Annotated in this window: 17 protein-coding genes; 14 read left to right on the top strand and 3 right to left on the bottom strand. The window is 71.7% G+C overall.

What is annotated here, in order from left to right; genetic code table 11:
* Positions 1 to 25: 25 nt before the first annotated feature.
* Positions 26 to 811: a sugar phosphate isomerase/epimerase family protein gene (locus tag EDF64_RS01715; RefSeq protein ID WP_133518362.1), complete on the top strand. Its 786-nt coding sequence runs from the start codon at positions 26 to 28 to the stop codon at positions 809 to 811.
* Between the two features lie 56 nt (positions 812 to 867).
* Here EDF64_RS01715 and uxaC read toward each other — a convergent pair whose 3' ends face one another.
* Both uxaC and EDF64_RS01705 read right to left on the bottom strand, forming a co-directional pair.
* Complete coding sequence (gene uxaC / locus EDF64_RS01710; RefSeq protein ID WP_133518361.1) at positions 868 to 2,364, bottom strand: glucuronate isomerase; 1,497 nt, start codon at positions 2,362 to 2,364, stop codon at positions 868 to 870.
* Positions 2,365 to 2,375: 11 nt separating this feature from the next.
* Entirely contained in the window at positions 2,376 to 3,392 is a 1,017-nt protein-coding gene (locus EDF64_RS01705) for a LacI family DNA-binding transcriptional regulator (RefSeq protein WP_133518560.1), read from the bottom strand.
* Positions 3,393 to 3,690: 298 nt separating this feature from the next.
* On the opposite strand from EDF64_RS01705, the gene EDF64_RS01700 reads away from it, so the two are divergent.
* The 12 genes from EDF64_RS01700 to mfd all read left to right on the top strand — a co-directional run bounded on the left by EDF64_RS01700 (position 3,691) and on the right by mfd (position 18,874).
* Positions 3,691 to 5,049, top strand: a complete 1,359-nt coding sequence (locus EDF64_RS01700; protein ID WP_208108800.1) for an ABC transporter substrate-binding protein — start codon at positions 3,691 to 3,693, stop codon at positions 5,047 to 5,049.
* Positions 5,049 to 6,062 (top strand): carbohydrate ABC transporter permease, encoded by a 1,014-nt coding sequence (locus EDF64_RS01695; protein ID WP_133518360.1) that lies wholly within the window; start codon positions 5,049 to 5,051, stop codon positions 6,060 to 6,062. Before EDF64_RS01700 ends, EDF64_RS01695 begins: the two co-directional genes overlap by 1 nt.
* Positions 6,059 to 7,018: a carbohydrate ABC transporter permease gene (locus tag EDF64_RS01690; protein ID WP_208108799.1), complete on the top strand. Its 960-nt coding sequence runs from the start codon at positions 6,059 to 6,061 to the stop codon at positions 7,016 to 7,018. The genes EDF64_RS01695 and EDF64_RS01690 overlap by 4 nt, the downstream gene beginning before the upstream one ends.
* 93 nt (positions 7,019 to 7,111) lie before the next feature.
* Positions 7,112 to 7,948 carry a sugar phosphate isomerase/epimerase family protein gene (locus EDF64_RS01685; RefSeq protein WP_133518359.1) on the top strand — a complete coding sequence of 279 codons (837 nt, stop codon included), beginning with the start codon at positions 7,112 to 7,114 and terminating at the stop codon, positions 7,946 to 7,948.
* Complete coding sequence (locus tag EDF64_RS01680) at positions 7,945 to 9,162, top strand: Gfo/Idh/MocA family oxidoreductase (protein WP_133518358.1); 1,218 nt, start codon at positions 7,945 to 7,947, stop codon at positions 9,160 to 9,162. Before EDF64_RS01685 ends, EDF64_RS01680 begins: the two co-directional genes overlap by 4 nt.
* The gene (locus tag EDF64_RS01675) at positions 9,159 to 10,046 is read left to right on the top strand and encodes a sugar phosphate isomerase/epimerase family protein (RefSeq protein ID WP_133518357.1); all 888 of its coding nucleotides are present in this window, start codon (positions 9,159 to 9,161) and stop codon (positions 10,044 to 10,046) included. Before EDF64_RS01680 ends, EDF64_RS01675 begins: the two co-directional genes overlap by 4 nt.
* Positions 10,043 to 11,326: a mannitol dehydrogenase family protein gene (locus EDF64_RS01670; RefSeq protein WP_133518356.1), complete on the top strand. Its 1,284-nt coding sequence runs from the start codon at positions 10,043 to 10,045 to the stop codon at positions 11,324 to 11,326. Before EDF64_RS01675 ends, EDF64_RS01670 begins: the two co-directional genes overlap by 4 nt.
* On the top strand, positions 11,323 to 12,678 hold the full coding sequence (gene manD, locus EDF64_RS01665; RefSeq protein WP_243736197.1) for a D-mannonate dehydratase ManD: 1,356 nt from the start codon (positions 11,323 to 11,325) through the stop codon (positions 12,676 to 12,678). The genes EDF64_RS01670 and manD overlap by 4 nt, the downstream gene beginning before the upstream one ends.
* 17 nt (positions 12,679 to 12,695) lie before the next feature.
* Entirely contained in the window at positions 12,696 to 13,679 is a 984-nt protein-coding gene (locus EDF64_RS18045; RefSeq protein WP_166645555.1) for a hypothetical protein, read from the top strand.
* A 205-nt stretch (positions 13,680 to 13,884) separates the two neighbouring features.
* On the top strand, positions 13,885 to 14,508 hold the full coding sequence (locus EDF64_RS01660; RefSeq protein WP_133518355.1) for a 50S ribosomal protein L25/general stress protein Ctc: 624 nt from the start codon (positions 13,885 to 13,887) through the stop codon (positions 14,506 to 14,508).
* 42 nt (positions 14,509 to 14,550) lie between these two features.
* Positions 14,551 to 15,135: an aminoacyl-tRNA hydrolase gene (gene pth, locus EDF64_RS01655; protein WP_133518354.1), complete on the top strand. Its 585-nt coding sequence runs from the start codon at positions 14,551 to 14,553 to the stop codon at positions 15,133 to 15,135.
* 127 nt (positions 15,136 to 15,262) lie between these two features.
* Positions 15,263 to 18,874: a transcription-repair coupling factor gene (gene mfd / locus EDF64_RS01650; RefSeq protein WP_133518353.1), complete on the top strand. Its 3,612-nt coding sequence runs from the start codon at positions 15,263 to 15,265 to the stop codon at positions 18,872 to 18,874.
* A gap of 439 nt (positions 18,875 to 19,313) precedes the next feature.
* On the opposite strand, the gene nhaA is transcribed toward mfd, so the two are convergent.
* Positions 19,314 to 20,492 carry a Na+/H+ antiporter NhaA gene (gene nhaA, locus EDF64_RS01645; protein WP_133518352.1) on the bottom strand — a complete coding sequence of 393 codons (1,179 nt, stop codon included), beginning with the start codon at positions 20,490 to 20,492 and terminating at the stop codon, positions 19,314 to 19,316.
* A 120-nt stretch (positions 20,493 to 20,612) separates the two neighbouring features.
* Here nhaA and EDF64_RS01640 point away from each other — a divergent pair, with 120 nt between their 5' ends.
* Positions 20,613 to 21,320: a MazG family protein gene (locus tag EDF64_RS01640; RefSeq protein ID WP_133518351.1), complete on the top strand. Its 708-nt coding sequence runs from the start codon at positions 20,613 to 20,615 to the stop codon at positions 21,318 to 21,320.
* Positions 21,321 to 21,650: the final 330 nt, after the last annotated feature.

The following is a 21,650-nucleotide window of genomic DNA, read 5'->3' as shown; positions in this document are numbered from 1 at the left end:
TCCGGTTGCGGAGTTGCATGGACCCATGTCGTTCACCGGATTCGGCGTCGTCGCCGGAGCAGAACTGACCGAGCCCGCTCGCCGCGCGGGCGCCGACCACGTCGAACCCGCCATCGCCGGCAACCTGGTCGTCCGCGACGGCGGGGGATGGGCGCTCACCGACTCCTACGCCGGTGAGCGGTTCCCGTCGTTCGCGGTCCTCGTCCCGGGTGACCTCCCGTTGCTCACGTCGGACCGCCATGCCGTGGACGACTACTTCGCCGCGGTCCTGCCGATCGTCCGTTCGGTGGCCGAGCCCGGCGCGACCATTGTGTTCGGTTCCGGAACGGCCCGGACCGCCCCGGACGACATGTCGCCGAGCGAGGCCCACCGTCGGTTCGCCGAGGTCGTCCGCACCGCGCGGGACACGGCCGACGTGCACGACCTCCGGATCGTCGTCGAACCGCTCAGCCGAACGGAGACGAACCTACTGCACACCGTCGCCGAGACGGTGGCGTTCCTCGACGACGCCGACATCGACGGTGTCGGCGTGGTCGCGGACCTGTTCCACATCCGCAACGAAGCCGAGTCGCTCGAGGTCGTCCGCGGGTACGGCGACCGCATCGGGCACGTGCACGTCAGCGACCCCGACCGGCTCCCTCCCGGCACCGTCGACGACGTGTGGCGGACGTTCCTCGAGGCCGTGCACGACGGCGGCTACCGCGGTGCGGTCTCACTCGAGTGCCGCTGGTCGCCGGACCCCGACGTGGCCGAGGCGGAGATGCGCGCCGCACTCGAACGCCTCCGCGCCGCACAGCCCACGACCGCCTGACCCCGTCGCGCCCCACCCGACAAACCTCGCACCGTGCGAGGCACGCCCCACCGCCCCTAGAGCTTGAACGTCGCCTTCGGGATGTCGGACACGATGCGCCGGGCCGTGCGGACCGCGTCCTCCTCCGAGATCTCGTGCGTGACCACGAGCGACGCCAGGTACGCCGCGTCCGCCCGCCGCGCCATGTCGTGCCGCGCGGGGATGGAGCAGTACGCCCGGGTGTCGTCGATGAACCCGGAGGTCTTCGTGAACGACACCGAGTCGGTGATCGCGGCACGGTAGCGCCCGATCGCCGCCGGGGTGTCGATGAACCACCACGGAGCCCCGGCGTACACCGCGGGGTAGAAGCCGGCGAGCGGTCCGATCTCCCGCGAGAACACGGTCTCGTCGACGGTGAAGAGCACGAGGTGGAAGCCCGGTGCGGTGCCGAACGACTCGAGCAGGGGGCGGAGCGGCTCGGTGAAGGACCCGACGGCGGGCAGGTCGTGGCCGGTGTCCGGCCCGAAGCGCTCGAGTGTCGGCGCGTGGTGGTTCCGGAGCACGCCGGGGTGCAGCTGCATGACGAGCCCGTCCTCGACGCTCATCTCCGCCCAGCGGTAGAGCATGTCGTGGCGGTAGGCCACGGCCTCGGCGGCGGTCACACCGGACGGTCCCTCCAGTGCGGCGGTGTGGATGCGCGCACGTTCGGACGCGGTCAGCGGCATCGACCCCGCGTCGAGCACCCCGGTGTCGGTGGCGGTGGCGCCGTGCTCGATGAAGTACCGGCGCCGTGCGCGGAGTGCTGCCAGCAGGCCGTCGTGGGTGCCCGTGTCGATGCCGGCGGCCTCACCGACGGACGCGACCACGTGCCTCCAGTCCGACCGCGACGGGTCGAACACGGCGTCCGCGCGGAAGGTGGGGAGCACCCGGCCGCTGAAGGTCGGGTCGGCGGCGAGCCGCGCGTGCGCGGCGAGGTCGGCGTCGGGGGCGTCCGTGGTCGCGAGGACCTCGATGCCGAAGGCGTCGAACAGGGCCCGCGGCCGCATCTGCGGCTGCTGCAGCAGGGCGGCGATGTGGTCGTACTGCGCGTCCGCGTTCGCGGCCGACGGCTGCTCCGTCAGCCCGAAGACGTCGTGCAGCTCCGTCTCGAACCAGTAGCGGACGGGGGTGGCGAGGAAGTCGTCCCAGTGCTCGGCCAGGTTCCGCCAGATGGACCGGCCTGGCGGGGTCGGCTCAGCGGCATCGCGCCAGCGACGCGCCGACCCCGCCGGGCGAGCCTGCGAGCCCGGAGGGGTTCCGGACAGGTCGGCGCGACCCAGCGCCTCCAGTCCGACGCCGTTGGCGTGCAGGAGCCGCAGGACGTAGTGGTCCGGCGTGATGAGCAGCGAAGCCGGGTCGGCGAACGGCTCGTCGTCGGCGATGAGGGCCGCGTCGACGTGCCCGTGGGGGGAGATGATGGGCGCGTCCGCGACGGCGTCGTAGACGGTCCGTGCGACCGCTCGCGCTCCAGGGTCGGCGGCGAAGAGCCGGTCGGGGTGCGGTGCGAGCGGGGTGGCGGTGCTGGTGCGGGTCATCGTCGACTCCTTCAGGACGGACGGTGGTGCGAGGCCGGCGCGGGGCCGGTCGACTCGCGGACGGTGAGGTGCGTGGGCAGGGCGACCGCGCCGCTCATGTGCTCGCCGGGCAGCTCGTCGGCCGGGATCGCGCCGAGGCGCCCGAGGAGCATCCGGATCGCCACGCGGCCGGCCCGTTCGATGGGGGAGGTCATGGTGGTGAGCGGCGGGTTGCAGAAGTCGGCGCCGAAGATGTCGTCGCAGCCGACGATGCTCATGTCCTCGGGGACGCGGACCCCGCGCTCCCGGAGCCGGGCGAGCATGCCGATCGCGATGAGGTCGTTGAAGGCGATGCACGCGGTCGCGCCGGCGTGCACGGCGGCGTCGGCAGCCGCGGCGCCGGAGTCGACGAACGGGGCGTGCGGGCCGACCCGGGCGACGCGGACCTCGAGGCGCTTGGCGACCCGGACGAGTGCCCGCCAGCGGCGCTCGTTCGACCACGAGCTGTCGGGTCCGGCGATGTAGAGGACGTCCCGGTGTCCGAGCGAGACGAGGTGCTGCACGGCCTGCTCGACGCCGCCGGGGGTGTCGATGAGGACGGAGGGCACCCCGGCCGGTCGGCGGTTCACGACGACGAGCGGGGTCCGTTCGGCGAACCGGGCGATCTGCGCGTCGGACAGGCGGGACGCGGTGAGGACGGCGCCGTCGGCCTTCCCGGCGATGGCGCTGAGGGCGGCCATCTCGGCGTCGGCGGACTCCTCGGTGTCGACGAGGAGCTGCGTCCACCCGGCGCCGGCGAGCTGGTGCTGCGTGCCGCGGATGACGTCGAAGTAGAAGGGGTTCGTGATGTCGGACACGAGCACGGCGACCGCCCGGGTGCGACCGGACGTCAGGGCCCGGGCCTGCGAGTTCGGGACGTAGCCGAGTTCGCGGGCGGCCTGCTGGATGCGCTGCTGCGTGGCGTGGTTCACCCGGTCGGGGAGCGAGAGCGCACGGGAGACCGTGGACGGGGCGACGCCGGTCGCGTCGGCGACGTCCCGGATGGTCACCCGTCGGGACGTGTCCGTGGCGTGGCCGGTGCCCGTCCCCGCGGAAGCGGCCGGGCCGGTGCCCGCCGCCGTACCCGCCGCTGCGGCGGGGCCGGTGCCCGCCGCCGTGGCGTCGGCGGTGACGTCGGTGTCTGCGCTGCTCACGCTGCCGAACGTAGGCCGGTGTGGCAACAAGTGGCAACCGGTTGCCGGATGTTGCCACGCGGGGAACAGTGGTCACCACGCCGGGGGCAGGACCACCCGGCACCCGGGCTGCAGCGTCGCTCCCGGGTGGAGGTCTCGAGGAGGAAACCCCCGCATGAGCACAGGAAGACTCAGGACACGCACCCTGGTCGGTGCCGTCGCCGTGGTCGCCCTCGCCGCGCTGTCCCTGCAGGGATGCGCCGTGGTGAACGGCAGCGGCGACGACCCGAACACCCTCCGCGTCATGATGGGCGCGGACACCACGTACCCGAAGGAACGCAAGCAGTGGCAGCAGGACACCGCCGCCGAGTTCAAGCGCACCACCGGGGCCGACATCCAGTGGGAGACCTACTCCTCCGCGCAGGAGGAACTGACCGCGATCCAGACGAGCGTCATCTCGGGGCAGGGCCCCGACGTCTACGCGATCGGCACCACCTTCACCCCGACCGCGTACGCCACCGGCGCCTTCGTCGAGATGGGGAAGAAGCAGTGGAACGCGATCGGCGGGAAGGACCAGTTCGATCCGGCGTCGTTCGGCATCTCCGGCCCGAGCGCCTCGAAGCAGATCGGCATCCCCTTCGCCAGCCGCCCGTTCGTGATGGCGGTCAACAAGGACCTGCTCGCACAGGCCGGCATCGACGAGATGCCCACCACCTGGGACCAGCTCACCGCGGACGCCAAGGCGACCACGGGTGACGGCCACCACGGCATGGCCGTCGCCTACGCCGACGGCTTCGACCCGTGGAAGTTCGTGTGGGGCATGGCGCAGAACGCCGGCAACACGATCGTGTCGGCGAACGGCAAGGCCGAGATCGACTCGGACGCCGTCGCGAACGCGTACCGCACCTACTTCGACTGGGTGACGAAGGACGGCGTCGTCGACAAGGCCGCGATCGGGTGGAACAACGCCCAGGCCCTCGCGCAGTTCACCGACGGCAAGGCCGCCTTCTTCCCGATGACCACGACCACCGCGATCAACTCGTTCAAGAACACGAAGGTCGACGGCAAGTACGAGTTCGCACTGCTGCCGACGGTCCCGCCGGGAGCCACGTCGCGCCCGTCCGACGGCATCGACGCCGCCAGCATCCTGTCCGGCGACAACTGGGTCGTCGCCGACTACGGCAAGAAGCAGGACCTGTCGTTCGACTTCATCAAGCAGCTCAGCGCGCCGAAGGCCCAGCTCGAGTACTACCGCCTGTTCGGCAACCTGCCGACGAACGCCGACGCCGCAGCGCAACTCGCGGCCGACAACCCGCAGCTCAAGCCGATCATCGACGCCGGGAAGCTCTCGAAGCCGACCGCCTTCACCGGTGCCTGGTCGGACATCCAGCTCTCGCTCGTGGACGTCGTCGTGCAGTCCATCCCGTCGCTGAAGAGCGGCGAGGTCACCGACGACCAGCTCCGGAAGCGCCTGCAGGACGCCCAGAAGGACGCCCAGTCCACGCTCGACCGTCAGAAGAACGGAGGCCTGTGATGACCAGTACGCAGACCCGCCCCGAGCAACGCGCCGAGACGGTCCGTCCCGTCGGCAAGACCCCCCTGTACAAGCGCGAGCGTCCACTGTGGATGCTCCTGCCCGGCGGCGTCCTCATGCTCGCCGTCATCGTGGTGCCGCTCCTGGTGGGCGTGTACATCGCGATGCTCGACCTCGACCAGTACACGCTTCGTCAGTGGTTCAGTGCACCCTTCATCGGGTTCGCGAACTTCGCCGAGGCCTTCACGGACTCGCCCCTGCTGCACTCGATCTGGATCTCGGTGTCGCTGTCGGTGCTCGTCACCGCGGTCACCGTGCCGATCGGGGTCGCCGCCGCGATCTCCACGCAGAACCGGTTCCCCGGCCGCGGACTCGTCCGCTCGGTCTACCTGATCCCGTACGTGCTCCCGGCCTTCGTCGTCGGCACGTTCTTCCGCACGATGCTGCAGCCGCAGGGCGTCGTGAACTCGATCCTGCACACCGACGTGCTCTGGCTGAACGGTTCGGCGTCGTACTGGGCGCTCGCCGGGGTGATGGTCTGGACGAGCTGGCCGTTCGTCTACCTGCTCTCCCTCGCCGGGCTGCAGGCCGTCGACAACGAGGTGCACGAAGCCGCCGCGCTCGACGGTGTCACCTGGTGGGCGAAGCTCCGCTACATCATCTTCCCGTACCTGCGCGGCCCGCTCTCGCTCGCGATCATCATCTCGATCCTGCACAACATCAACAACTTCACGCTGCCGTTCGTCCTGTTCGGCGTCCCACTGCCCTCGAGCGTCGAGGTGATGCCCGTCCTGACGTACATCGCCAGCTTCCAGTCGTTCCGCTTCGGCCTGTCCGCCGCGATGGCGATCTGCTCGCTCGTGATCGTCGCCATCCCGCTGTTCGTCTACCTGCGGGCGGTCAAGCTCGACACCGGTGACGACGCGGGCCCCAACCGGAAGCAGCGCCGGGCCGACCGCGCGACGCTCGCCGCCACCCCGACCGTGGCCGACATCGACGGAGCACGCGCATGACCACACCGAGCACGTCCTTCAGCACCCGCACCCGTCCCACCGCGACGCTCACCGAGAGCATCACGACCGGCGACCGCGGCCGACGCCAGAAGCGCCCCTACGACACCGACGTCACACGGCTGCTGCCGCGCTGGCTCCTCGTCACCGTCATCGCGGTCATCATCGCGTTCATCGCCGTCCCGGTGCTCTACATCCTGTTCGGCTCGGTGAACTCCGACGTCGCGGTGGCTCGCGGCGAGTACTTCCCGTCCGAGTTCACGCTGTCGAACTACGTGGACATCTGGTCGACGGTCGCGCTCGGCGAGGGGCTCGTGAACTCGATGCTCACCGCCGGTGCCGTCGCCGTCGCGAGTGCCGCGCTCGCCGTGTCCACCGCGTACGTGCTCGTCCGCTTCCGGTTCCTCGGCCGCCTGACGATCCTCCGCGGGCTCCTCGCCCTGCAGTCGATCCCCGGCACGCTCCTGCTGCTGCCGGTGTTCGTGGTGTTCTCGAACATCGCCAGTGCGACCGGCGTGCAGATCATCGGCACCCGGTGGGGTCTGTTCGTCACGTACCTGACGTTCGCCCTGCCGTTCTCGACCTGGGCGATGGTCACGTACCTCCGCGGCCTGCCGAAGGAACTCGAGGAGGCCGCCCGCATCGACGGCGCCAGCTCGACGAAGATCCTCACCAAGATCGTCCTGCCGCTGTCGTGGCCCGGGATCGTCGTGTCGGCGATCTTCGCGTTCCTGCTCGGCTGGAACGACGTCCTGTTCTCGACGATCATGACGACCCCGAACACGCGCACGGTCGCCGTGGTCCTGCAGGTGCTCGGCACCACCCAGGAGGGCGGCGCCGTCCCGATCTACGGCCAGATGATGGCCGCCTCGATCGTCTGCGCCGTGCCGGTGGTCGCCCTCTACCTGATCTTCCAGCGCTACCTGGTCGGCGGTCTCACCGCCGGTTCCGTCAAGTAGCGCTGTGGAGTCTGCCGACTTGTCCACAGACTGCCTGGAGGCGCGGTGCCAGCCCGCCCCGCGCCTCCAGACTGCCGTCATGAAGGGAATGCAATGACCCAGCCCAGTTGGGAACTCTCCGGTTTCGGCGACGAGATCGACGCCGACCCCGCGACCCAGGTCGCGGTCCTCCAGGCGCTGGGGGCCAGCGCGATCGAGGTCCGCAGCGCCTGGGGCGTGAACGTCGTCGACCTCGACGAGGACCAGCTCGCCGGCCTGCACCGCCTGTTCGAGGAGCGCGGCCAGACCGTGTCCGCCATCGCCTCGCCGATCGGCAAGGTGTCCGTCGACGAACCCGTCGAGCACGAGGTCGCGCGACTCGCACGCGCCATCGCCGCGGCCCACGCCCTCGGCACGACGAACATCCGGATCTTCTCGTTCTACTTCGAGGGCCGCCGCCCGGAGGACGTCCGCGACGACGTCCTCGTCCGGATGCGGGCCCTCGCCGACCTCGCTGCGCAGGAAGGCGTGACGCTCCTGCACGAGAACGAGAAGGACATCTACGGCGACGTCCCCTCGCGCGTGCTCGACATCGTCGAGAGCGTCGGGTCGCCGGCGCTCCGGCTCGCCTGGGACAACGCGAACTACGTGCAGTGCGGCGTCCGACCGTTCACCGACGGCTGGGCCCAGCTCGCCCCCTACGTCGACTACCTGCAGGTCAAGGACGCCCTCGCTGCCGACTCGTCGGTGGTCCCCGCGGGCGAGGGCGACGGCGAACTCGTCGAGACCCTGACCGCCCTCCGCGACGCCGGGTACTCCGGCTACGCCTCGCTCGAGCCGCACCTCAGCGACTTCACCTCCCTCGGCGGGTTCTCCGGCCCCGCGGCGTTCGGCCGCGCCGGCCGCGCCTTCCGCACGCTCACCGACCAGATCGGAGTCACCCTGCGATGACCACCCCTCACGAAGCCGCCCCGCTCCGCCTCGCCGTCGTCGGCGCCGGCGTCATCGGACGCCACCACGCCAAGGTCGCGGTCCACCATCCGGACCTGCGGGTCGTGGCCCTCGTCGACGCGATCCCCGCAGCGGCCACCAGTGCCGCCGACGAGATCGAGGCGATGGGCGTCGACCGTCCGATCACCACGTCCACCATCGAGGAAGCGATCGAGCAGACCGACATCGACGTCGTCGCGATCTGCTCGCCGTCCGGCATGCACGTCCAGCTCGCCGAGGCGGCCCTCGCCGCGGGCAAGCACGTCGTCATCGAGAAGCCGCTCGACACCACGATGCCCCGGGCCCGGCAGATCGCCGCGCTCGCCGCGTCGGCCCGTGACCGCGGACTCGTCACGAGCGTCATCAGCCAGCACCGGTTCGACCCGGCGTCGGCCGCGGTCGCAGCGGCGGCGCACGACGGCGGGTTCGGCACCGTGACCTCGGGCCTGGCGAGCGTCGCCTGGTACCGGTCGCAGGGCTACTACGACTCCGGCGACTGGCGCGGCACCTGGGCGCTCGACGGCGGCGGCGCGGTGATGAACCAGGGCGTGCACACCGTCGACCTGCTCGTCTGGGCGCTCGGCCGTCCGGTGGAGATCTCGGCGCAGGTCGGGCTGCTCGCGCACGACCGCATCGAGGTCGAGGACACCGCGGTCGCCACGGTCCGGTTCGCCGGCGGTGCGCTCGGCGTCATCCACTGCACGACCGCCGCCTACCCGGGCCTCTCCGCCCGCTACGCCGTCTACGGCACGCACGGTTCCGCGATCGTCGACGACGACCGGCTCGCGTACTTCCACATCGCCCCGGACGCCGCGACGCTCGAGTCCGCGTCCACCACGTCGAACGCCAGCGCCGTCGCGGGGGCCGTCGACCAGAAGGACGACGTGGTCCCCCCGGAGCACGTCGTCGGCGGCCCGGCCGAACCGGACCACTTCGCGGCGGGACACGGCCGCCAGTACACCGACATCGTCGCCGCGATCCGCGAGGGCCGCGAGCCCGGGGTCACCGTCGACGCTGCCCTGGTGTCGCTCGCGACGGTCCGCGGCCTCTACGTCAGCGCGACGCTCGGCCAGCCCGTCCGCATCGACGACGTGATCGAGGGGAAGTACGACGACGTCGTCCCGGTCGTCGGCACGCCCGCAACCGCCGCAGCAACCGAAGGAGCCACCCGATGAAGTTCTCCGTCTTCACCGCGTCCACGCCCGACTGGACCCCGTCGCAGGCCGCTTCGACGCTGGCCGCACAGGGCTGGGACGGCATCGAGTGGCGCGTCGTCGACGACCGCCCCGCCGACGGCGTCGAGGTACCCGCAGGCCGGTCGTTCTGGGCCGGCAACAAGTCGACGTGGCAGTTCACCGGCATCCAGGACCAGGTCGGCGAGATCGCCCGGGTCACCGACGCCGCCGGCCTCGAGTACTCCGGCATCGGCGGCTACCAGCAGGCGTCGGACCACGACGGCGTCGAGACGATGCTCCGGGTGACGAGCGAACTCGGTGCCCGGCAGGTGCGGGTGACGATGCCGAACTACCGCGCCGAGAAGGAACGCAGCGGCGCGACGTACGGAGAGCTCTTCGACCGCACCCGTGCCGACCTGGAGTGGGCGGCCGACCGCGCGGCCGAACTCGGGGTGAAGGCCCTGGTCGAGCTGCACCACATGACGATCACGCCGTCGGCCTCGGCCGCACTGCGGTTGATCGACGGGCTCGACCCGGCGCACGTCGGGGTCATCCACGACCTCGGCAACCTCGTGATCGAGGGGCAGGAAGACCACCTCGCCGCGTTCGAGATGCTCGGCCCGTACCTCGCCCACGCCCACGTGAAGAACGCCCGCTGGGTCGACACGGGGGACACCCGGTCCGACGGCAGCACGATCTGGGTGAACGAGTGGGCGCCGCTCCGCAGCGGCCAGGCCTCCGTCTCCGAGTACCTCGACGCCCTCCGGCAGGTCGGGTACGACGGCTGGGTCACCATCGAGGACTTCTCCACCGACCTCCCGCTCGAGACCCGGACCGCCGACAACCTCGCGTACCTGCGCTCGCTCGTGCCGGTGTCGGCATGACCGATCGCCGCGCCGGCATTGCCCACCTCGGGGTGGGTGCGTTCGCGCGCGCCCACCTCGCCTGGTACACGGCCCACACCACGGGGGACCCGTGGGGCATCACGGCCTTCACCGGCCGCTCGCCCGCGGCGGCGGACGCCCTCACCGCGCAGGACTGCCGGTACACCCTGGTCACGCGTGCTGCGTCCGGCGACGACGCCGAGGTGGTCGACACGATCGTGGCCGCCCACCCGGGCAGTGACGACGCGGCCTGGAGGCACGTGGTCGCGTCCCCGGAGACCACCATCGTGACGCTGACGGTCACCGAGCAGGGCTACCGGTCCGGTTCCGACGTCCCCGCCCGGTTGGTCGCGGGGCTCGACGCCCGGCGCACGGCCGGAGGCGGGCGCATCGCGCTGGTCAGCCTCGACAACCTGACGCACAACGGTGGCGTGCTGCGCGAGGCCGTGCTGGGTGCCGCCACCGACCCCGACCTGCGCGCGTGGATCGAGGCGAACGTCTCGTTCCCGTCGTCGATGGTCGACCGGATCACGCCTGCGACCACCGACGCCGACGTCGAGGGCCTCGCCGCCCTGCCGGGAGCGCTCGCCGGCGACCGGGTCCCCGTCGTCACCGAGCCCTTCGCGGAGTGGGTGCTCGAGGACGCCTTCGACGGGATCGAGCGCCCCGCGTGGGAGACCGCCGGCGTGCGCATCGTCGACGACGTCACGCCGTACGAGCAGCGGAAGCTCTGGCTGCTGAACGGCTCGCACTCGCTCCTCGCGTACCTCGGGCTGCTGCGTGGCCACGAGACCGTCGCCGACGCGATGGCGGACCCGGTCTGCCGAGCCGCCGTCGACGCCCTCTGGGACGAGGCCGCGGCGGAACTCCCGCTCCCCGCCGACGAGGTCACGGCCGCCCGCGCCGCGCTCGTCGAGCGGTTCGCGAACCCGCGCATCCGGCACACCCTGCGGCAGATCGCGTCCGGCGGCTCCGAGAAACTGCCCGTCCGCGTCGTCGACGTGCTCCGGCGCTGGCTCCAGCGGGACCCGTCCGCCGGCATCGGCCCCGGCGCCGCGACGGCCATCGCGGCGTGGTGGCTCCACGTCACCGCGCAGCCCGAGCTCGTGAGCGACGCCGGGGCTCCCGGGCCAGACTCGGACGTGCACGACGTCCTGGCCGTCATCGCCCCCGACCTCGACACCACCCCCGTGGTCGCGGCCGTCACCGCCGCGGCCGACCGCATCCGCACCGCCGCGGCCGCAGCCCGCGGCACTGCCGACGAAGGAGTCCACGCATGACCGACACCAGCACCACGAACCCGGCCGCACCCGTGCCCGGAGCAACCGACGGCGGATCGGCCACCGACCCGACCGCCGGGCGCCCGGACACCTGGGCATCGGCGGACCGCGGGCAGCTGATCGACCGTGCCGAGGTCATCGTCACCAGCCCCAACCGCAACTTCGTGACGCTGAAGCTCACCACCGCCGACGGCGTCACCGGACTCGGCGACGCCACGCTCAACGGCCGCGAGCTGGCCGTCGCGGCCTACCTGTCCGAGCACGTCGTGCCGCTGCTCGTCGGCCGCGACGCCAGCCGCATCGAGGACGCCTGGCAGTTCCTGTACCGCTCGTCGTACTGGCGCCGGGGTCCGGTCACGATGGCCGCGATCGCCGCCGTCGACATGGCCCTCTGGGACATCAAGGGCAAGGTCGCGGGGATGCCCGTCTACCAGCTGCTCGGCGGAGCCTCCCGCACCGGGCTGATGGCCTACGGGCACGCCTCGGGGAAGGAACTCCCCGAGCTCTTCGACTCCATCCGCGAGCACCAGTCCGAGGGCTACCGGTCGATCCGCGTGCAGACGGGCGTGCCGGGCCTCGAGTCGATCTACGGCATCGCGTCGAACAAGACCACCGAGGGCAACAGCGGCGTCCGCTACGACTTCGAGCCGGCGCAGCGCGGGGCGTTCCCGGCCATGGAGGACTGGGACACGCGGGCGTACATGCGCCACCTCCCCACCGTGTTCGAGGCGGTCCGGAACGAGTTCGGACCAGAGGTGCCGCTGCTGCACGACGGCCACCACCGGATGACGCCGCTGCAGGCCGCGAAGCTCGGCAAGTCGCTCGAGCCGTACGACCTCTTCTGGCTCGAGGACTGCACCCCGGCCGAGAACCAGGAGGCCCTCAAGCTCGTCCGGCAGCACACCACGACGCCGCTCGCGATCGGCGAGGTCTTCAACACCGTCTGGGACTTCAAGGACATCATCCGCGACCAGCTCATCGACTACGTGCGCGGGGCGGTCACGCACATGGGTGGCATCTCCCCGCTGAAGAAGACGATGGAGTACGCCGCGCTGTACCAGATCAAGTCCGGGTTCCACGGGCCGACCGACATCTCGCCGGTGGGACTCGCGGCGCAGATGCACCTCGGCCTGGCGATCCACAACTTCGGCATCCAGGAGTACATGCAGCACGGGCCGAAGACGAACCAGGTCTTCCACCAGACCTTCACGTTCACCGACGGCTACCTCCACCCGGGCGACGAGCCCGGCCTCGGGGTCAGCCTCGACGTCGACGAGGCCGGGAAGTACCCGTACGAGCAGGCGTACCTGCCGTTCAACCGGCTCGCCGACGGCACCGTCCACGACTGGTAGCGGGCAAGCTGGGCCGCATGGGGATCGCGGACGTGGCGAGGGAACTGCTCCTCGTCGCGCCTGCGGACTTCGTGGCCGAACGCACCGCACGGCAGCGTGCCGCGCGGAAGGACGACCGCGAGCTCGCGGCGGCGATCGGGGGGCTCCGCAAACCGGCCCCTGCGGCGTGGGTGGTAGACCTGCTGGCACACCAGGGCGCGCTCGACGAAGCGGTCGAACTCGGACCGGCGATCCGTGCGGCCCAGGCGGACGCCGACCCGGCCGAGATCCGGCGGCTCCGGAAGCAGCGCGCGGGCGTGGTCGATGCCCTCGCCCAGGCCGGGGCCGACCTCGCGTCCGACGCCGGGCACCCGGCGACCCGGGCCGTCCTCGAGCAGGTCCGCGCCACGATCGAGGCCGCGATGGCCGATCCGCACGCCGGCGCCGCGGTCCGGTCGGGGCTCCTCGTGCGGCCGCTCGAGAGCGCGGGGTTCGACGACGTCGACCTCGACGGGGCGCTCGCCGATCCGGACGCGGTGCCGGACGCCTGGTCGGGCAGTGATGCCCCACCCATCCCCATCGAGGAGGGGCGGCGCGCGCGGAAGGCGAGCCGCGCCTCCAGGCAGACACGACCCGAGCCGGAGCCGGACCCGCACCCGGAGCCGAAGCCCGAGACGGAACCAAAGCCGAAGGCTGAGCCGGCAACGAAGGCGGAGCCGAAGCCGAAGCCGAAGCCGAAGGCGGAGCCGAAGACCGACCCGGCCGCCGCGAGGCGCGCCGCCCGCGAGGCCGAGACGGCCGCACGGGCCGAATCCCGCGACGCCGACGCCGCACTCGACGCCGCGGCGGACGACCTCGCGACCGCAGAGGACCGCCGCGCCGACCTCGAGCGCCAGCTCGCCGACGCCACGGCCGAGGTCGAGCGCCTCGAGCGCACCCGGGACGACGCCGAGGCCGCGAGCGACCGCGCGCGCGACCTCCTGCGGGTCGCGCAGGAGCACCGGAAGACCGTGGGCCGCTGACGCCGGTCCGACACGCCCGGACGGGTGCTGCTAGACTCGGTGACTGACTTCGGCGAGGGCCGCGCGTGCGCGGCCGTGATCGACGCAGTGGGAGAGCCGGCCCCGTCCTGGGAGCGTTCCTCACGCGTGTACGCGTTCGAGTTGCAACACCACAGACCCCCACGATGCCGGCACCCCGGTGTCGTCCCCGAGACCAGGAGACACCATGGCTGACTACACCAAGCTCGCAGCGGAAGTCCGCACCAAGTTCGGCAAGGGCGCTGCCCGCAAGCTCCGCGCCGCCGACAAGATCCCCGCCGTCGTCTACGGCCACGGCACCGAGCCGCAGCACATCTCGCTGCCCGGCCACGAGACCATGCTCCTCGTCCGTACCGCCAACGCGGTCGTCGACCTCGACATCGACGGTGCGGCGCAGCTCGCCCTCGTCAAGGACGTCCAGCGTGACCCGGTGCGTCAGATCATCGAGCACATCGACCTCGTGGTCCTCCGCCGCGGCGAGAAGGTCACCGTCGACGTCCCCGTCGTCATCGAGGGCGAGTCCTTCTCGGGCACCATCCACGTGCAGGACCTCAACACGGTCTCGCTGCTGGTGCTCGCGACCGACATCCCGGAGCACGTCACCGTCAACGTCGAGGACCTCCAGGACGGCGTGCAGATCCACGCCGCCCAGCTCGAGCTCCCCGAGGGTGCCGAGCTCGAGACCGACCCCGAGGCGCTCGTCGTCGCGATCGTCACCCCGCGTGGCACCGCCGACGACGACGCTGCCGACGCTGCTTCGGCCGAGGCCGGCGCCGAGTCGGGTGCCGACGGCGCTTCGGACTCCGAGTAACCCCTCCGAGGACATCTGGTCGACGCTGATGGCGCTGGACGCATGACGGTCGACACGTTCGTCGTGGTCGGGCTCGGGAATCCCGGGCCCGGCTACGCCGGCAACCGCCACAACGTCGGTCAGATGGTCCTCGACGAACTCGCCGCCCGCATGGGCACGACGTTCAAGAAGCACAAGACCCCGAACCAGGTCGCCGAAGGCCGCCTGGGGCCCGGGGGGCCCCGCCTGGTGCTCGCCAAGCCGGGGTCGTTCATGAACACCTCCGGGGGACCCGTCTCGTCGGTCCTCGGGTTCTACAGCGCGACGCCGGAGTCCCTCATCGTCGTGCACGACGAGCTGGACCTGCCGTTCGACACCGTCCGGCTCAAGGGCAGCGGCGGGCACGGCGGACACAACGGCCTGCGCGACATCATCAAGGCGACGGGCACCAACGAGTTCTCCCGCGTGCGGATCGGCATCGGCCGTCCCCCGGGGCGCCAGGACCCTGCCGACTACGTCCTCCGCGACTTCTCGCCGACCGAGAAGAAGACGCTCCCGAACCTGCTCGCCGACGGCGCCGACGCGGTCGAGGCGATCGTGGAGCTCGGGCTCGTCGCCGCGCAGCAGCGCGTGCACGCCCCCTCCTGACGAACGGTCCGGCCGGACGACGGGTCCGGCCAGCCCGACGAGCGGTCCGGGCCCGCGGGGCGGTCCGCGCGTTCGCTGGTCGCGCACGGTGCGGGCGCTGTCGGAGGTCGCCGGTACCATGTCCTGAGTGACGATCTCGGGCATCATCCCAGCGCTCTCGCGCGCCTCCGCGTTCGATCGTGTCCTCCGCGCCGCACCCCGTGACGCCGACTTCTCGGTGGTCGACGGCCTTCGCGTGCCGCTGCTCGGCGCGCTCCTGGCCGAGCGGAACGGGCCGCAGTGCCTCTTCGTGATCACGGCCACCGGGCGCGAAGCCGAAGCCGTCCGCGGCTCCGTCGGCTCGTACCTGCCCGACGCCGAGGTCCTCGAGTTCCCGGCGTGGGAGACCCTGCCGCACGAGCGCCTCAGCCCGAGCGCGCAGACCGTGGGCACGCGCATCGCGACGCTCCGGAAGCTCGCGGTGTGGCAGGAGACCCCGGCCGCCGACCGCCGCACCACCGTCGTCGTGGCGAGTGTCCGCGCGGCCCTGCAGCCGATCGCGAGCAACCTCACCTCGCTCGCCCCCATCGTGCTGCGGACCGACTCGCGGGGGAACGACCTCGGCACCATCGCCGGCCAGCTCGTCGACATGGCGTACGCCCGCGTCGACCTGGTCAGCCGCCGCGGTGAGTTCGCGGTGCGCGGTGGCATCCTCGACGTCTTCCCGCCGACCGCCGACCACCCGGTCCGCGTCGACTTCTTCGGCGACGAGATCGAGGCGATCAAGGCCTTCTCCGTCGCCGACCAGCGCACGACGGACGACGACCTCGGCTCGGTCGAGCTCACCGCCTCGCGCGAACTGCTCCTCAGCGACGACGTCCGACAGCGGGCACGCGAGATGCTGCACGAGTTCCCGAACCTGTCCCAGATGCTCGCGAAGATCGCCGAGGGGATCCCGGTCGAGGGCATGGAGTCCCTCGCACCCGCCCTCGTGCAGGACCTCGTGCCGGTGACGGACTACCTCCCCGCGGACGCCGTCGTCGCGGTGCTCTCGCCCGAGCGGGTGAGTGGCCGCGCGCACAGCCTGGCCGAGACGAACACCGAGTTCCTGCAGGCCGCGTGGAGCGCCGCCGTCGCCGGGGCACAAGCGCCGATCGACCTCGACTCCGGCAACTTCCTCAGCGTGCAGCAGCTCAAGAACGGCCGTGGGCAGCGCACCTGGTGGACCGTCTCGCCGTTCGACTCCGGGCTCGACGAGGGCGACACCGAACGCGTCCTCACCGACGCCGAGGCCGCGGCCGAGGCGGGGGAGTACATCCGCGTCCGGGCCGAGGCGGTCCCGAGCTTCGCCGGCAGCGCCGACGGGGCGATCGCGCACGTGAAGGAACTCACCGACGACGGATGGGCCGTCGTGGTGACCGCCCAGGGCCAGGGGCTCGTCGAGCGGGCGGTGCAGGTGCTCGCCGACGCCGGGGTCGCAGCGCGTGCCGAGAGCCTCACCGCGCCTCCCGAGCCCGGGGTCGCCATCGTCACGACCGCCACCGTCGAGGCGGGCTTCGCCATCCCGGACCCGCGCATCGCGGTCGTGAGCGAAGCCGAGTTCTACGGTCGCAGCGTCCAGCAGGGTGCCCGCACCGTCAAGAAGCTCGCGAGCCGACGGAAGAACGTCGTCGACCCGCTGCAGCTCAAGCCGGGCGACGTCGTCGTGCACGCCACCCACGGCATCGCGAAGTTCGTCGAGCTCGTCAGCCGCGAAGTGTCGAGCGGCGGCCGCAACGCGGTGAAGACGCAGCGCGAGTACCTCGTGCTCGAGTACGCACCGTCGAAGCGGAACTACCCCGGCGACAAGCTCTTCGTCCCCACCGACCAGCTCGACCAGCTCTCCCGCTACGTCGGCGGCGAGAACCCGACCCTGTCGAAGATGGGCGGTTCGGACTGGTCTGCGGCGAAGTCGAAGGCGCGCAAGGCCGTCCGTGACATCGCCGTCGACCTCGTGAAGCTCTACTCGGCCCGGATGGCGTCGAAGGGGTACGCGTTCGGCCCGGACACCCCGTGGCAGCGCGAGCTGGAAGAGGCCTTCCCGTTCGCCGAGACCGCCGACCAGCTCACCACGATCGACGAGATCAAGCGCGACATGGAGAGCCCGATACCGATGGACCGCCTGCTCTCGGGCGACGTCGGCTACGGCAAGACCGAGGTCGCGATCCGCGCCGCGTTCAAGGCGGTGCAGGACGGCAAGCAGGTCGCCGTGCTCGTCCCGACGACCCTGCTCGTCCGGCAGCACATGGAGACCTTCCAGGAGCGCTTCGCCGGCTTCCCCGTGCACCTCCGCGCCCTGAGCCGGTTCCAGAGCGAGAAGGAGTCGAAGGAGACCATCGCGGGCCTCGCCGACGGCACCGTCGACATCGTCATCGGGACGCACCGCATCCTGTCGCAGGGCATCCAGTTCAAGGACGTCGGCCTCGTCATCATCGACGAGGAGCAGCGCTTCGGCGTCGAACACAAGGACCAGCTGAAGAAGCTGAAGACGAACGTCGACGTGCTCGCGATGTCCGCCACCCCGATCCCGCGGTCCCTCGAGATGGCGGTCACCGGCATCCGCGAGATGTCGACGCTCGCCACCCCGCCGGAGGACCGTCACCCGATCCTCACGTTCGTCGGGCCGCAGTCCGACCTGCAGGTCGCCGCCGCGATCCGGCGCGAGCTGCTGCGCGAGGGCCAGGTGTTCTACGTGCACAACCGCGTGAAGGACATCCAGGGTGTGGCCGCGCACCTCGCGGAGATCGTGCCCGACGCCCGGATCGCCGTGGCGCACGGGCAGATGTCCGAGAGCACCCTCGAGCAGGTCATGGTCGACTTCTGGGAGCGCCGCTTCGACGTCCTCGTCTCGACGACCATCATCGAGACCGGCCTGGACATCGCGAACGCGAACACGCTCATCATCGACAAGGCCGACAAGTACGGACTGTCGCAGCTCCACCAGCTGCGCGGGCGCGTCGGTCGTGGCCGGGAGCGCGGCTACGCCTACTTCCTCTACGACGCCGACAAGCCGCTGTCCGAGACAGCGCAGGACCGCCTCGAGACCATCGCCGCGAACAACGAGCTCGGCGCGGGCATGCAGGTCGCCATGAAGGACCTCGAGCTCCGCGGCGCCGGCAACCTGCTCGGTGGCGAACAGTCCGGGCACATCGCGGGCGTCGGGTTCGACCTGTACCTCCGCATGATCGGCGAGGCCGTCTCGCAGTTCCGCGGGGACGTCGCCGAGGGGCAGACCGAGCTCCGGCTCGAGATCCCCGTCGACGCGCACATCCCCGAGGACTACGTCGAGTCCGAACGGCTCCGGCTCGAGGCGTACCAGAAGCTCTCCGCTGCCTCCGCCCCCGCGGCGCAGGCCGAGGGGATCGACATGGTGCTCGACGAGCTCACCGACCGGTACGGCCAGCCACCGCAGCCGGTGCTCACCCTCGTCGAGGTCTCGCGCCTCCGCCGGATGGCCCAGCAGGTCGGGCTGTCCGACGTCGTCGTGATGGGGTCGAACCTCCGCGTCGCGGGCAAGGAGCTCGCCGACTCCGCCCAGGTCCGGCTGAAGCGCATGTACCCGGGTGCCCGCTGGTTCCCGCAGCAGGACGCCGCGAGCATCCCGCTGCCGAAGCCGCACGGTGAGACCCTGCCGGACGACGCGCTCATCCAGTGGGTGGAGAGCATCCTGACGGCCGTGTACGGGGCGTCGAAGGCGACCGCGGAGACGTCCGCCGCGTAGCGAGCGAGCGTGCGGCGCGGTGCCGGACCGGCGCCGTGCTCTGGAGGTGCGCGGGCGCACGCGGCCGGGGCGTGCCTGCGACGCGCGCTGGCGCGTTCGGTCGTCGACGTGCGGGCCGTGGGTGCGCGTGCCCTGGACGCGTCTGCCCTCGGACTGGAGGCACGGTGCGAGTCTGCACCGCGCCTCCCGTCCGTGAGCGGCCGCGCCACTGCGCGTGACGGCACTACTCTGCGGACCTGTCGCGACATCGTCGCTGTCGTACGACAGCGACGATGTCGCCATCACGCGTGCGCAACGGTTGCGTCCGCAAGGAACGACGAATCCGTTGTCGTACGACGTCGGCCTTGTCGTTCGGGATCGGCGCGCTGCTGCGCCGCCCGGCCCGCGCCACCCGACCCGCGCCACCCGACCCGACCCGCGCGGTGCGGCCCGCGCGGCGCTACTCCGTCGCCTCGGCCTCGGAGAGCTCCCGCCGCGCGCGGTACCGCCGCGCCCGCAGGCTCACGACGACGGCGGACGCCACGATCGCGATCCCGGAGCCGACCAGCACGGCGAGGACTCCCTCGTCGAGGATCTCCTCGTTCCGGGCGAAGGCGAGCTCGTTCATGAGCAGCGAGACCGTGAACCCGATGCCGCCGAGCACCCCCACGGTGACGATCGACCAGAACGACAGTGTCGACCGCCCCGGCGCCCGGAAGATCCGGGTCGCGACCGCGCCGAACAGCGTGATCCCGATGACCTTGCCGACCGGCAGCGCGAGCACCACCGCCCAGAACGTGGGGGAGAGCTCGCCGATCCCGACCGCGGGGACGACGACCGCAGCCGACGCGAACGCGAACACGGGGAGCACGATCGCGTTCGACCACGGCTCGACGTTCTCGTGCAGGGTGTGCCCGGGCCGGCGGGGCAGCACGAGCCCGAGCGCCACACCGGCGATCGTCGCGTGCACGCCGGAGTGGTAGACGAGCCACCACGTGACGACGCCGAGCACGACCATGCCGGCGACGACCCACGCCTGTCCCGGGCGCCCCGGGCGGAGGGCCTTGCCGAGCAGCCAGAACAGCGCGAGCACGACGACGGCACCGCCGAGCGCGAGGAAGTCGGTGTCGTGCGCGAACACCACGGCGATGATGATGATCGCGATGAGGTCGTCGAGCACGGCCAGGGCCAGCAGGAACACCCGGAGCGTCGACGGCAGGCCGCGGCCGAACATCGCGAGGACGCCGAGCGCGAAGGCGATGTCGGTCGCGGTCGGGATCGGCCAGCCGTGCCCGTACGGCGTGCCGGTGGTCGCTGCGAGGTAGATGCCCGCCGGCACGACGACGCCGCCGACCGCAGCGATCGCCGGGATGATCGCCGTCTTCGGGTTCGACAGCTCACCGGCGACGAGCTCGTGCTTCAGCTCGATCGCGACGAGCAGGAAGAACACCGCGAGCAGGCCGTCGCTGATCCAGTGCGACACCGAGAGGTCGAGCCCCACGGCACCCCACGGGGCGTGCACGTCGAGGAGGTCTTCGAGACCGAGGCCGAGCGGCGAGTTCGCCACCAGCAGGCCGAGGACGGCCGCGGTGAGGAGGGCGATGGCGCTGAAGCGAGGGGAACGGACGAGTGCCGACATGGGGCTCCGGGAAGTGGGTTCGGGTGATGGTCCGTCGACCAGACTTCCCGACACGCCACGTACAGCATACCGGTCACGGGCGACGGTCGTCCAGGCAGCGGAGCGTGGCACGATGACGGCATGACCGCCGTCTCGGACCTCGTCGCCGTCGTCGACCGCCTGCTCGACCCCGCCGGGGGCTGCGTCTGGAACCGCGCGCAGACCCACGCATCGTTGGCGCGGTACGCCGTCGAGGAGTCGTACGAGCTCGTCGACGCGATCGACTCCGGTGACGACGACGAACTCCGTGAAGAGCTCGGGGACGTGCTCTACCAGGTGGTGTTGCACGCCGGACTCGCCGAGTCGTTCGACCTCGAGGACGTCGCCGCCGACGCCCGCGACAAGATGGTCCGGCGCCACCCGCACGTCTTCGGGGACGAGCACGCGGACACCGTCGAGGACGTCGTCCGGGTCTGGCGCGCGGCGAAGGCGGCCGAGAAGTCCGGCCGACGCAGTCTGTTCGACGGGGTGCCGCGGGCGATGCCGCCGCTCGAACGCGCGGTGAAGCTGCTGGAACGCCTGGAGGAACGTGGGGACGCCGACGCGGTCGTCGCGGCCGTCGTGACGGGTGCGTCCGGTGCATCCGGTGCGTCCGGTGCGTCCGGTGCGTCCGGTGCACCTTCCGCCGGTGCCGCCGATGTGGCGGTGACGCCGGGTGCGGTCGACCGCTCGTGGGGAGCGGCGGTGCTCGCCTCGGTCGCGGGGGCGCGGAGCGCGGGCATCGACCCGGTCGCGAGCCTCCGGGCCGCGGTCGCGGACCTGGAGGCGGCCGGTCGCGTCGGCGAGTGATCCCAACGGGGCGGGTCCGCGCGGGCCGGGGCGGCGCTGCGAGAGTGCGGGCCGGGCCGGGGCGGCGCTGCGAGAGTGCGGGCCAGGCCGGGGCGGCGCTGCGAGAGTGCGGGCGTCCTCCCAACCCGAAAAAAGGAGGACGCCCGCGAGCGGGCAGCCGACATCACCAGGGATGCGGTGTCGGCAGGGAGGCCCGCTCGAACCGCGGGGCACACTGCAGCACGGTGCCCACGCGATCGATCCGACTCGTGGATCAGGCACGTGTCGGACCGAGGTTCTGGATCCAACATATCAGCCGGTCGACGAGTGCGCAACCCGGAAGCGCCCGTC

It is taken from the genome of Curtobacterium flaccumfaciens (assembly GCF_004361695.1).
Lineage (GTDB): Bacteria > Actinomycetota > Actinomycetes > Actinomycetales > Microbacteriaceae > Curtobacterium > Curtobacterium flaccumfaciens_B.
Note: the sequence above shows the minus strand (reverse complement) of the source record. Positions and strands in the feature narration are given on the sequence as shown.